The sequence below is a fragment of the Lysinibacillus sp. NPDC093692 genome (assembly GCF_050280125.1).
Classification (GTDB): domain Bacteria; phylum Bacillota; class Bacilli; order Bacillales_A; family Planococcaceae; genus Lysinibacillus.
In genome coordinates this window covers 78,466-92,374 of sequence record NZ_JBNNUW010000002.1, presented here as the reverse complement: position 1 = coordinate 92,374, position 13,909 = coordinate 78,466, and the positions used below count along the sequence as shown (strand labels likewise).

At 35.8% G+C, this 13,909-nt stretch carries 10 protein-coding genes, 1 pseudogene and 1 riboswitch; of the genes and pseudogenes, 1 reads left to right on the top strand and 10 read right to left on the bottom strand.

Annotated elements, in window-relative coordinates; genetic code table 11:
- Positions 1–68: 68 nt before the first annotated feature.
- The 9 genes and pseudogenes from add to ACQKN4_RS03160 all read right to left on the bottom strand — a co-directional run bounded on the left by add (position 69) and on the right by ACQKN4_RS03160 (position 11,639).
- The gene (gene add, locus ACQKN4_RS03200) at positions 69–1,061 is read right to left on the bottom strand and encodes an adenosine deaminase (RefSeq protein ID WP_427482252.1); all 993 of its coding nucleotides are present in this window, start codon (positions 1,059–1,061) and stop codon (positions 69–71) included.
- Between the two features lie 65 nt (positions 1,062–1,126).
- A riboswitch (purine riboswitch) is annotated at positions 1,127–1,225 on the bottom strand.
- 294 nt (positions 1,226–1,519) lie between these two features.
- Complete coding sequence (locus tag ACQKN4_RS03195) at positions 1,520–1,930, bottom strand: hypothetical protein (RefSeq protein WP_427482251.1); 411 nt, start codon at positions 1,928–1,930, stop codon at positions 1,520–1,522.
- 138 nt (positions 1,931–2,068) lie between these two features.
- Positions 2,069–2,532: pseudogene (locus ACQKN4_RS03190) on the bottom strand (hypothetical protein); the annotation flags it as partial.
- A 125-nt stretch (positions 2,533–2,657) separates the two neighbouring features.
- On the bottom strand, positions 2,658–4,304 hold the full coding sequence (locus tag ACQKN4_RS03185) for a hypothetical protein (protein ID WP_427482249.1): 1,647 nt from the start codon (positions 4,302–4,304) through the stop codon (positions 2,658–2,660).
- Between the two features lie 413 nt (positions 4,305–4,717).
- Positions 4,718–6,160, bottom strand: coding sequence for a spore germination protein (locus ACQKN4_RS03180; protein WP_079561254.1), 1,443 nt, complete (start codon positions 6,158–6,160; stop codon positions 4,718–4,720).
- A gap of 111 nt (positions 6,161–6,271) precedes the next feature.
- Entirely contained in the window at positions 6,272–6,586 is a 315-nt protein-coding gene (locus tag ACQKN4_RS03175) for a hypothetical protein (RefSeq protein ID WP_176166745.1), read from the bottom strand.
- Between the two features lie 643 nt (positions 6,587–7,229).
- Positions 7,230–8,498 carry an MFS transporter gene (locus ACQKN4_RS03170; protein ID WP_079561253.1) on the bottom strand — a complete coding sequence of 423 codons (1,269 nt, stop codon included), beginning with the start codon at positions 8,496–8,498 and terminating at the stop codon, positions 7,230–7,232.
- Between the two features lie 327 nt (positions 8,499–8,825).
- Positions 8,826–10,013, bottom strand: a complete 1,188-nt coding sequence (locus tag ACQKN4_RS03165) for an MFS transporter (RefSeq protein ID WP_427482246.1) — start codon at positions 10,011–10,013, stop codon at positions 8,826–8,828.
- 678 nt (positions 10,014–10,691) lie between these two features.
- A complete protein-coding gene (locus ACQKN4_RS03160; protein ID WP_079561251.1) occupies positions 10,692–11,639 on the bottom strand; it encodes a bile acid:sodium symporter family protein in 948 nt (315 codons plus the stop codon).
- Between the two features lie 147 nt (positions 11,640–11,786).
- On the opposite strand from ACQKN4_RS03160, the gene ACQKN4_RS03155 reads away from it, so the two are divergent.
- The gene (locus ACQKN4_RS03155) at positions 11,787–12,812 is read left to right on the top strand and encodes an S-layer homology domain-containing protein (RefSeq protein ID WP_427482242.1); all 1,026 of its coding nucleotides are present in this window, start codon (positions 11,787–11,789) and stop codon (positions 12,810–12,812) included.
- Positions 12,813–13,011: 199 nt separating this feature from the next.
- Here the strand turns inward: ACQKN4_RS03155 and ACQKN4_RS03150 are convergent, their stop codons facing one another.
- Positions 13,012–13,902, bottom strand: a complete 891-nt coding sequence (locus tag ACQKN4_RS03150; RefSeq protein WP_079561249.1) for a LysR family transcriptional regulator — start codon at positions 13,900–13,902, stop codon at positions 13,012–13,014.
- Positions 13,903–13,909 lie beyond the last annotated feature (7 nt).

Genomic DNA, 13,909 nt, shown 5'->3' with positions numbered 1-13,909 from the left:
TCATTTACATTATCCCTAAAAAAATGTTCGAGTTTTGGGATAGTTTGTGTTGCTAATTTTAATTTTCTTTAATATTGTGCCAAACACCATTCTTTAGTTTCTTGATCGGCAAAGGATGCTTCTACACTATTTAAATAAATTAGTCGATAATCTTCTTCAGTTAGATTAAATTCATTGTCAACTAAATAAATTTCTTTTTCCATTGTAGTATCAGATACTGTTCTGTTATCCGTATTAAATGTCACTTTTATTCCATCTTTATGAAACTTATAAATCGGATGTTCTGAATAATTATGAACAGCTTTCGTCTGGACATTACTTGTTGGACACATTTCAAGCACTACCTGTCTTTCTTTCACAATCTTATAAGCCTCGGCACAATCTTTAATAAATACTCCGTGTCCTATTCTTTCAGCACCTAGCAGTTCAACAGCATCTAGAACGTTTTTACCAATTCCTGTTTCACCGGCATGAATAGTAACTCTGTAGCCATATTTTTTAGCTAATGCAATTGGATCTACGAATTTTTCACAAAAGCCTTCTTCTTCGGATGCACATAGGTCGATTGCCACCACACCGTTTCCTAGGAACTTTTTCCCCTTTTCAACTACTTCAAATGCGCTTTCTACAGACATTGTCCTCATGCAAGACAAGATTATATTTCCTTTTATTTCGTAGCAGCTTTCGGCGTCCCTCATTCCCTCTATAACAGATTGAATAACTTCTTCAACATCAAGACCTTGTAATATATGAAGTAACGGGGCAAATCTAACTTCTAAATATTTCACATTTTCTCTTGTTGCATCCTCAAATAGCTCAAAAGTAATTCTTCTTAGGTTCTCCTTGGACTGCATGACCAAATTAGGAAGAGAAAATCTTTTTAAATACTCATCAAGGGATTCACATTCTAACGGAGCAATCAGCTCCTTTTGCAGTTCATCCTTATCAAAAGAGGGTAACTGAATACCTTCCTTCTGTGCAATATCAATAATAGTTTCACCCCTTAGGCTTCCATCCAAATGACAGTGAAGTTCAATTTTGGGTAATGCTAAAAAGTTCATTTTTGACCTCCTGAAATAAATTTTTAGATTAAAATACAAAAAAATTCCTGACTACAAAGAAAATACAAGTTTTGTACTTTCTTCGTAATCAGGAATTTCGGTTCCTGGTAGAGACCCCCAAACCATATTATTGGGGTTATACGGAATTTTATTTTTTTAAATGATAATAAAAAAATATTAGATTGTCAATATGGTTCTTAACCTTTTGTTTAATGTAACATCATATCTTACAATAACGAATTCCCAGCAAGGAACCTTATTTAGGATTTTAAGTTATCAACGAACATCGACATTACGATTAGTACCTAAGGCAAATTACGGTTTATGGTACATTAAAATCCTTCATTAAAAAATGTCTGCTTTAGGTCATTAGCAGACATTTGGTGACTCGTGTGTTAAAGGTAGTACTTTACCTATTGACTTTTAATGTTGTTTTTTATTGCTAAATCATTTTAAGCTTAACAAGTCATAAATGTAATTTCATTTAAATCTATTGCAACCTGTTGGCCACTAGGTAGGAAGCCACCTAAACTTTTTTCATCAATAGAAGTCACAAATACATTTAAAGTTCTTCCATCTCTTAACTTCATATTAGCCCATTTTTGAATACATCCACCAGTTTGTTGTGGTGGAGGATATGGTGGGTATGGTGGATATTGTGGTGGATACTGCGGTGGAAATGGTGGGTACTGAGGCGGATATGGTGGAAATGGTGGGTACGGTTGTGGTTGTATTGAGCCAGGACTTATAAATGGTTGCGGCTGTATTGAACCTGGACTTATAAATGGTTGTGGCTGTATTGAACCTGGACTTATTTGACGTGGCTGTGGTTGGGTTGAACCCGGACTTCGCCGAAATGGTTGAGTCATGAACACACACTCCCTTATTTACCTAAATTTTTTCATCTAAATTAACTTATGTAAAATATCTAGATATGTATCCGCTATTATCTCTATTGCAATCTTAAATACCTCTAGATTGTTTTATTTTAAGGGCTATTAACTATTTTAGCCTCTTTTATCGTGCTTGTATGATACAACAAAAACAATCGTTCCGTCCTTCGGCATTTTTACTTTGTTATCGCCACTCACAACGGTAAAATTGACGCACACTCCCTTCTCATCATACACCGCGAATGAACTCTTTGATGACAACACCACGGTCATCGTTTTCCCTGCTATCGCTTGCGGGATCGTAAACCATCTCGCATGCCCGTTTGCTTGCAGCTAATTTTGGATGATTGGCCTGCATCCAGCGGTTTTACGTTGGATTCACTTACGTATAAATATCCGGACATCTCCATATATTCATCGCCGCCTTCTGTATAGAAACGGGCTTCCGTCGTATCACGGCCTGTCATCACAAGGATCTGGAGCTGATGCGCAGCCGAATTTGGGCCTGTAATTTATCTGCCGTCCCAATAGCCCTCTAGACCTTCATTGCGATTAATTTGTGTTGTAAGCGCTACTGGCTATATCGAGTAACATAATCCATCATTATCAGTAGTAACAAAAAGGCTTACCCCTTTTTTAACAAGAAGTAAACCTTTTTATTTACTTATTAAATAAACGACTCCACAAAAATTTTTTATTCTATTTATTTGGCATCGATTCTCAGATATCCGGTTAAACCTCCGTAAACAATATCACCATCTGGCAAAACCTGAATCAAGGAATAAGCTCCATTATATGCTTGACTGTCTCCTAAAATTAGACGCGTTTTAACCTTCCCCGTATCCCAGTCGAGTCCAGTAATCTCCCAAGCCCCATCAACATAACCATTGAAATAAGCTTGATTACTACCCGCACTTACCATAGGTACTACCGATGGAGAACTCACATTTGGATTCGCCCATGCTCTTTTCCACTCATGCGTCTTAAAATCCCACTCAAATTTTTCAACACCTTTTGGCCCTGGTCGTGTCACCCCAGAAACAACAACGTTTTCAAGCTTTGTCGGAAGTTTATCAGGAAGACTGTTATTGACTACAAAAGCACCATACCCCAATATAGCCACCGATTGCTCTGACTGTGCTTCTTTCAAATTATTTTGGCCGAAGTTCACTTTCATCTGTCCCGCAATACGACGAGACTTTGTTCCAGACTGCTGCTTAAAGTCTGTTGGAATTTCATCACGCCAAAAAGCAACAATGTTCATTACTTTGGAACCATCTGTGATGACGACAAGTTTATCTTTGTCATCCCCAAACCCCATAAGAGTCGGAGTAGATCCTGACCCTACATCAAGTTTTATACCACCTGCTGCTTCTCCCACTTCATACTCTGATTTCCAGGCCCCATCCTTTGGATTATCACTGAGCTTCTTACCATTCCAAACAAATTTGTGCATATATTTACTGGATACCACGTAAATACCGCCTTTTTCATCAAGAGAAAAGGAGTTTGAAATAGTTTCCCCACTCAGCTTAATATACTGTACTTGCTCTTTGAAATAACGATCAATAACCCCAACTACACCGCCTCCTGTTACAAAGACCACTTTGCCGTCATAAGTAAGATTCAATCCTAACAATGCATCTGACAATTTCATGTTTGGATTTAATAACTCCTTTGGCAGTGTAAATTTCCGTTTTAATTCAATTTCCGAAAATGGATCATACGAATGTTTGTCTCCAAAAACCATAATGCTATCATTCACAACGGTATAAAAATTCCCTTCATAATCCATCATCGGATACACCCCAGCACGAACAGCAATATCTTCCGCGTATTTAGGGAAGTTCTTATTGATGTAAGCCAATAACTCGTTCTCACTTTCGAAACTATCTAGCTTATCCGTTACTGCATCAGCATCTTGGGGCGATAAATAAGACTGACCAGGAATTTTAAACTCGGAAATTAATTCAAATTGCTCATCATCAATCAGAACTTTGGCAATACGATTATTGTTTGCCAACCAAATAGTCTGTTCTCCTGTAGGATATACCGGACCACTTACATAGCAGATATTGATTAAACCTCCAGGAATGCGCTGAATCTTTTTTTTAGGAATTTTCTTAATTCCAGAAGGAGCTGGAACCACAGTTGAATCCGTTTGGGCAGGATCCCAATGAGAGAGCCCAGATAGTCCATCTACTAAGAAGGGATTCTTCGGAGGTCTATTCGGTATATTGATATGGCTTAATGAACTTGTTTCTCTTTCTTGATTCATGCTCTCAATACTTTCTTTCATAATAGGAACAGTATTTGTTTCCGCCTTGATAGGACATGCAATAGTAGACAATACCAATAGTATACTGATTAAGAAAAGAAATTGTTTCATTTACTTAATAACCTTAAACAGGTGATACAAGAATTTATTCTCCGATAGCGTAATAGTCTCTGCCGGAATTCGATATATCACACCACCGGTATCCAAAACTACAGTTCGAAAAACTTTCAGTTGCATTGTGTTGTGAAAATTCATTTAGTAATCCAACTTTCTCTATACGTGTTTTAATTATATTTACTACATCTTTAAGAATTTACAATCGTTCATTTCCATATACATCAAATTGGAACAACCAACCCCTTTTACAAAATGATTATCAACAGAAAATAATGTATGTTCCATATACCCGTACGAACGTTCTATTTCGAAAGTGGGAAAATCATAAAAAAAAGACTGCTCATTTTTCCAGCTCCTAATTTTCCCATCTAGCACTTTTCATGTGTTCGTGTTTTATCTTGCGGTTTTAAAAATTTTGGACGTTGACTATATCCTTTTTGAGATTGACGCACCAAGGATGTTTTTATATCAGCCCAAACCAAATCTGCGAAAATAGTTAAGTAGGGAACACCGTATACCCGTACGTTTGCTAAATAAAGAAAAATGAAGAACATTGATATAAAAAAACCGAACAAGCCAAAAATAGCAGATCCAAATATAATTAAAAACCTTAAAATACCTGCCCCTGCTATAAAGGATTGATTAACTAATGTAAAACCTGCAATGCTTGAAATAGCAAAAACTATAAGCATTGGAGCAGATGTTAATCCAACTTTAACCGCTGCATTACCAATTATTAATCCTCCTACAATACTTAGTGTCCCCACGATAATAGATGGAAGACGAAGATTTGCTTCATAAAACAATTCAAACATTAATAGCATTAGAAACATTTCTAGAGCGACTGGCAATACATTTCCTGTTCTCGATTCTACTAACGACGCTAATAAATATACAGGTATTTGCTCTTGATGAAATGTCGATATAGCAATCCAAAATCCCGGTAAAAATATACTAATAAAAATACCTACTAAACGCATTAATCGTTCTACAGAATTTACAATAATGGGATACTCATAATCCTCACTTGTTTTAAAAAGTAATGTTATGTTAATTGGTACAATTATGGCATACGATACTCCATCAACCAATATAATAACTCGTCCTCTCATTAAAGCTTGCAATGCATAATCAGGACGACCTGTATAATCATGTTTAGGTATAATTTTTGTTCCTTTTCCCATTTCCCCCATCAGTACATCACCACTAAACACAATATCTGTGTCTATTTGTTTTAGCTCTTTCTTAATTACATTCACTATTTCTTTATTTGTTATATCGTGCATATAAAGCAACGATACTTTTGTTTTAGAACGCCTTCCAATTTCAAAATTCTCTACACTAAATGAATTGGTGGGTAATCTTTTACGTATTAGAGCGATGTTGATTAAAATATCTTCAATAAAATTGTCTCTCGGTCCTTTTAAAACTGATTCCATTAGGGTTTCTTCTGGATTTCGATTTGGTTTTTTTGAAATATTACTTGAGAAAAGTATGTTTTCTTCTTCGAAATACAACAGTACATTCCCTGTATAAACCAGCGTAATAGCATCGGATTTTTTTTTTACTTTTTGCAATTTAGGTATATGCAAATCGTTCATTATTTTTATTTCTAATAATTCTGTAGATAAACCAGATAATAAGGATTGAACTCTAGTAACAACAACACCATTTAATAACTGTTCGTCAATCATTGAATCACATGTGATAAAATGTACTTTATGTTGAAAAAAGTTATATGTTTGAAAAATCACATCAGCGGAAAATTTAAATAGTTCTTTCAACGATTTTAAATTCTTTATTTGTTCCATTGAATATCTTTTCCCCTACTTAAGGTCAATTTGAGGAATTGTTTTAATGTCAAAAAAGCTTTTTCCACCAGATTCCTCTAATTCATAGCAATTGTTTTTTTGAATACATTATTATTTCGAAGAATTACTCGATGAAGAGTTAATGGCTGTATTTTGTAATGATTGATTCATTTGTTGTGAAGATTCGTTTACTTGTTGTTGAGGTTGCTTCGATTGTTGTGAAGATTGGTTCATTTGTTGTAAAGGCTGAAACTTTTGCTGCGATGATTGTGCCATTTGTTGCATTGGCTGCATCATTTGTTGAGTATTCTGTAGATTTAATTTGTTCGAAATATTTTTTGTGAACTGTTGAAGAGTACCCTTTTGAAATCCTCTAGCTACACTCAAAATAACAGCACCAATTACACCCCATTTAAGATATCTCACTTATAGAAACCTCCTTCCTTATTTTTAAAACAAATTTAGTATTGGAAATTAGGTTAATATTATACTGAACATTTTTTTATTATTATCATTTTGGTACTTTTACCAATTGAGGCAAAGTACTAAAACATATCCCTACATAAAAAAAGTTGCTCCATGTATTCAAAATGTGTCAATTATATTTCCTTCATCTACGCCTCAAGTTATTATTGCAAAACGCTATCCCTATTACAAATTAGCATTCCTACAAATTTTTTCTGTAGCTTCTGAACACGCTGCGGTCTTTTAAATGTACTTTTGTATCCAAAACTGAATATTTAATCATTGTCAATGCTTACAATTTTATAACGACTAATTAGATTTAAAAATTATCAAGGAATGAACATATGAACAAATAACTAATGAATTACTCGAAGCGGGATATAAAATCGAGGTAATTATTGCAGCCTTTAATGAGGTAATTAAGACATCTAATTAAACAGAAGCAGTTAAAACAAATAGCTAATTACATAGTTATTTGTTTTTATTAAGAGGAAAAGGTTCTTTTGATTTACATTACGGAGTACCGTATGCCAACAAAAGAACCTTAAATTAAGTTGTTTTTTTAATAGAGTTTTATAATAATTTTTGTATCATCTAATTTATCTCAAGCTCTTCTTGACCAAATTACAATGGGGATAAGTACTAACGATAAAAGCCCCCCTGCTAAAGATAATACCGCATAACTTGCATTAGCCACTACCATGCCTGAGAGAGCACCACCAGAAGCTCCTGCTAATGCAACTAAAACATCGATTTTCCCTTGCGTTTTTGCACGTGTCGAAGGCTCTGTCGAATCTACTATTTGTGCAGTACCACTTATTAAGCCAAAGTTCCACCCTAACCCAAGTAAAGATAGAGCAATGATTAATAGAAGCATAGAATCGCTTGGTGCGAACGCCGCCAATAAGCCAGCAAATAACAGCGTCACTCCGGAAGCAATACTCATGGCAGTCCGCCCGATTTTATCAACAAGAATACCTGTTACGAGCGATGGAAGATACATAGAACCTACATGAAACCCTATAACAAGTCCAACCTCCGATAAACCATGGCCATGATGTTTCATATGTACGGGTGTCATTGTCATAATAGCAACCATTACAATTTGCGTAAGTACCATCACCGTTGCACCGACTGTAAGACCTCTTTTATTGTGAGCTTTTTTATTTAAGGATTCTGACTTATTTCCATGCTCATTTTCTTGTTTGTGCGCTTCAAGCAGTTTCGCTATTTCTAATGGATCCGGACGCAACATAATAAAAAGGACCAGACCTGCTAGGATATATGCTGTTGCTGATAAGATAAATGGACCCGCAAGAGCCGGCACACCAATAGAAACTGCAAATTCACCCATAATATTTACTAAATTTGGCCCTGCCACAGCTCCGAATGTTGTCATCACCATTGTTGTGCTAATAGCAGTTGCTCGTTGTTTATTATTGGCTAAATCTGTCCCTGCATAGCGGGCTTGTAAATTTGTTGCAGTTCCTGCGCCATAGATTAGTAGAGAAGCGAATAATAAAATGACACTATTTATCATGGCAGCAATCACTACACCAATTGCACCGAGTCCTCCGACAATAAAACCTGTCGATAACCCTGTACGACGCCCATAACGTTGAGATAGTTTCCCTACAATTAAAGCTGTCCCCGCCGAACCTAAAGTTAATAAAGCGGAAGGTACCCCTGCATAAGCATCCGTTCCTAACATTTGTTGAGCTAAAAGAGCCCCTACTGTAATACCTGCTGCAAGCCCTGCCCCACCAAAAACTTGTGAGAGACTAACAACGAATAACACTCGCCTATATAAGCTCTTTAGCTTATCGGGTGATTCTATATAAGTCTCTATCGGGTCTTGTGTTTTTCCAAACATCTTTCAATACCTTCTTTCTACTTATCTTAATGATTAAAACATAACCATTTTGTCAGCCCATTCGACAACTTCAACAAAATCATTCATTGCAGAGATTGGACAAGTAGATGTTTTATCAAGAGATCGCAATACTATTTAGAATTCTAATATAAATATCATCTATTACTTTTTCCTTCAACAAACCTGTCCTCGTTAGTCATAAAAGTAAGAAAGCAGAAGTACCGTCCATAGACCGCATCCTAAATATTACTATGTAAAATGTATATAAAACTTAATAAGAAGATAGAACTGTCAAAGTAGAATACAGATTTGACAGTTCCTTTTTAATTAATACGCCTGCATCACAACATTCTTTTTCTTTGAATATAGTAAAAAAGTGATCGTTAAACTTAAGCTGATTATACCAAAAACTAGTCCCAATCCACTTAAACCAACTAAATCTAGCATCATACCTGTTGACAATAAGACGACCTGAAAGATGACAGAATCAATCATATTACGGAATGAGAAAAATCGGCCATGAAAATCTTTTGGCACTTGCTTTTGAAAAATCACCATGGTTGTTGGGAAAAAACAGCCTACTGAAAAACCAAAAACGCCAAAAGCTACTAATGCAAAAAACTTGATATCCGATAATAGTAGCATGAGTTCCATCGAACCGATGATAAATGCTAAAGTAAAGAGGAGTGTCCCAATTTTTACCCGTTCCGTAATCAATTTTAAACCAGCTGCACCAAGCATGAAACCAATGCCCTCAACTGTATACAATAATCCAGATATTGTCGTTGAATGATGAATCTCAGAAATTTTCATAATAACTAAATTAAAGGAACCTAAAAATAATGTTGGAATTAACATTAAAACAAGTGTCATTAAAACAATTGGGTGCTCCTTCACCATCGGTAACACTTCTTTAAAGCCTCCCTTTTCCTTAGTTGATAATGAGTGATCAGCCATCTCGTCTAATTGTAGGAAGCTCGTAATAACAAACATCAGAATATAGACAATAAATGAAATGATGTACAACCATTTCAAGTCAAAGAAACTTAACATGAATCCTGCTGCAGCCGTACCAATAATCCTTGAAATCGTTCGGGCATTCATTTGCCAAGCATTAAGTGTGATTAAGTCCTTATCCTTAACAATCATTGGAATAATAGATTGTAGAGCAGGCATATAAAAGGCTGCCGCTATTTGCAGCGTAATTAAAAAAAGAATCATCCATACAACCGAATTTGTAAAAAGTGCCATAAACATAAATAAAACACTTATAATTCGTCCTACACTTGCCCACTGTATAACTGTTTTTTTCTGCGAATTGTCAATAATACGTCCTGCCAACGGACCTACTATTAAGCCCGCCAATATACCGCAAGAAATAATTAATGATTTGTGAAAATCAGAGGGAACGACCTCTTGCATAAAAGCTAGATTGCCTATAATCCCAGCCCATAAGCCAAGACCAACGACAAATTCGCCCAATAAAATAATCCATACATTCCGATAATGCCACATGCCGTATCTCCTTGTTGTTTCATTTATTAATTACTACATAGTAACAAAATTACAAATAATCGTACATAGTCGTTTTTCAAAAGTAAGAACTATGCAGAAGATTAGAGGCAAATGCAAAAAAACATCGTTTGATTCCAGTATCAAACGATGTTTAACTTTTTTGAATAAAGCTGGCGGTAACTCATATTCAATTTATAGTGATTTTCTAATAAGGCGCCGCCAGCCTATCCAGAAAATAATAATCAACATACCCGCTCCGACAGACTCGGTCAGTTTCCAAAAAAGTATAAGAATCAGCAAAATAATTAACGGAAGAATCGTTAGTTTCAAATCATCCAATTCTTTCATTCGCGCACTCTTCTTTCTTATGAGACATAATTAGCATTCATAATACTTTCGCATGCACAACTGATATTTACTTTCAATTTATTATTATTGTAAAATTTTAAAATAGAATATCTCCCCCATCCTACATAACGATGGATACTGCTTATCTTCATCATATTCTGAAGGTGGCGTATTGGAAACCTCATATTTCGCTATTTTCATTTGATGATCTTACATCACATTTTTGTGCCTCTCCTTCTTTTGGAACAATTAATGTGGCGTCTTAATAACAATCGATAGCGTAAGTCTTAAAAAATTTATTTACCTTCCACAAAAGAATTGCTAAGATATTTAGCCTTTCGCAACTTTCAACTGATACTGCTCAACTATTCGGCTAAAGAACGAGGCTAGAACTTGCTGAAATAGCATGCCAAACACTACTGGCATAACCGTTTTTGTAGGAAAGTATGTCGTCGCTATCACTACTCCTACAGCAATATTGCGCATCCCTCCAGTAAAAACGAACATTGTAATAATACTTATATCCTTCCAAAGAATATGACCGAGTACTAAACAGAGCGCATACCCTGATATAGCTAGAACAAATACGACTAAAATAACACCGACAAGCCCCCAACTAAAGTGTGTAATATACGGAGCGATTGCGCTACTATTAATCATCACAATGGTAAATAAGCTTAGTTTTGAAAAAGGGGCTAATTTCTTTCCTAGTGTCACCGCAATATTGCCTTTAGTCAACTCGTTCAACGCTACACCTATAAGTGAAGGTACAACAATCATCCAAAGTAAATCTAACATTAGACCTGCAGTATCAATTTCGATTGTTTGCCCCACAACAATATGTAGTAAAGCAGGAATAACTACGGGGGATATAAGTGTGTCGATTAAAATAATTGCAAGACACAATGGAAGATGTCCTCCACAAATACTTACCCAAATAAAACTCGTTACTCCAGTTGGCACAGCGACTGCTAAGACAAAGCCAATCGTTAGTAAATGATCATGAAAGATAACGGTTGATACAAAATAGGCCCACATCGGCATCATCAGATGTAAAAATACAAGGGCTATTACTATAACCTTTGAATATTTCCGAAGATTTTTTATCCCTTCAAAACTCATATTTAAACTACCTGCAAACGTCATAAATGCAAAAAGCCATGGCACTAAAAATAAAAGCTGATGCCCTACATTCCCCAACAATACACCCATCACTAAACTTAGTGGCGTTAAAATAGGCATCCATTTTTGGAGATATTTATTGAAACTATTCAACATCTCTGTTTATTCCTTCTTTCCTAAATGAATCGCTTATAGGATTGCTCTATCTCATCCTTTCTACTTAAAATAAACTAGAAAAATTTGCAGTTTTTATCCATATCCTTCAAACTATTAATAGTACGAAAGAAAGGATGACAGAGACAAATGATAAAAATAGTGTTCGCTTTATTGCTTCCCATACTGGTTGTGGCAAGTGGATACACTGTGCAAGCTGCTGGTTTTAAAGATGTACCAGAAGATCACTATGCGTATGAAGCCATCCTGTGGGCAGAGGAATATGATATCGTTAATGGCTATGCAGACGGTACATTTAAGCCCAATGCAACAATCACGGAGCAACAATTTGCAAAACTACTTGCTAATTTTTACGAGCTCGAATCACCTTATGATGAGCTAAAAAAACAAACCCCTCTAGCAAACTGGTCTGATGAATTTTACAATCGACTTGCAAGCTATGGTGTTCCATTAAACGGATATTTCGATAACACTATTAGAGGAGCTAATGTGAAGCGCGGTGTTGTGGCACAGGCTATTACACATTTAGCAAATGGTAAAAGTGGATTAGATCAATCAATACAGTTTTTACTCGATTATTACATTTCCACTGGTCAAAACTTACAGTATGAAAACCGTAACTTGCAGAAGTTTTTTGGCGTGACAAACAATATGACGCGAGCTCAAGTCGTTACAATGCTCCACCGTATGGATGAAAGAAATTTTTATGAGATTTCAGAAGACGCACAAAAAATTCACGAAAATGTAAGTAATACTTCATTAAATACACGAGCGAAAAATGGCCAAAATCAGCTTGATAAAACAATGCAGCTGACAGCACCTTCTAATAGTGCTTGGAATGGTACCTATTCGTATTACTATAAATGGGGTACAGGCTCCACTGATTTTAATCGCCGTGATGCCTACATTTCAAACGCAACAAGCAAAAATTTTACTATTTTCATTACTGCGAATGATGGGACAGCTGCAGGGAGTGTCGATGGTACAGCGACGATTACTTCTAACACGAAGGCCGTGATGAATAAATCTTCAAACGGCAATCGATGTGTATTAGAATTTGAACGTCTTAATAATGCGCTTAAAATTACCGAGGTAGATTGTCGCAAAGAGCATGATGAAGGAACGAACTTTTCTGGGACTTTGAAGAAACAATAAATTTATCATAGGTCGAACTGTAAGGACCTTTATAAATCACAATAATACTCTTCAATTGTGAAAAGAACTAAAAAGTGCGAAATGAATTAAAAAATTCATTCGCATTTTTTTGATACAGCTGTGTACTTTAAAAGATTGCTTAGTCAGTAAACAAAAAGAATCCATTTTGAAAAAAGGTCCGGGTAAAAAATATATGCCCTTAAAACTTCTTATACATTTTCATAGCAATCTCTATAAAATCAGCGAGATACGGAGATATATGCTTATCCTTATGCCAAGCGATATCCGTAAAAATGTCTGCTAATTTCGTTGCTGTAATCAGTTCTTGTAAACGTTGGTTTTTTAGCTCCTTCTCGACCACCATTTTAGGTAAGAATGTAATACCTAAGCCTGCCATCACACATTGCTTAATGGCTTCAATACTTGCAAATTCAATCATTTGTATTGGTAGCGAACCTTCCTGCTGCAGCTGTAATTCCAATTGATTACGGTAGGAGCAACCGCTCTCTGTCAGAAGCATCGTTTCATTTGAAAGTTGCTGTAAAGAAAATACTGCTCTCTCCTCGTTGCTATCAGTAGGTGCACTTACAAAAACTAATTGCTCTTGAATAAGTCGCTCACGATGTAACATAGGTGTTTCCTTATATGCATCCGTAATAAATGCTATATCTAGATTGCCTGACTGTAATAAATCTTTGGCTATTTCGGTTGTATGCACAGGTTTAAAAATGATTTTGACTTGTGGATGGGATTTCTGAAATTGTTGTAAAACACTTGGCAGACGGTATACACATTGGCTTTCCTGTGCACCAATTTTTAATACCGCTTGTGTTTGTTCATTTAATACAGCTTTTTTCATCTCCATATTTAAATCTAGCATTTTTTGGGCATACTGTTGTAATCGCTCACCCTCCTCTGTAAGGCTAATGCGTTTTCCAAGCCGCTCAAAAAGGACTACACCAAGCTCTTCTTCAAGCGATTTAATTTGTGCTGTAATACTCGATTGAGCATAGTCTAATAGCTGTGCTGTTTGCGTAAAACTTAACGTTTCTGAAGCTGTTAAAAACGTTTGCAGCTGTTTAATATCCATCTTCCCC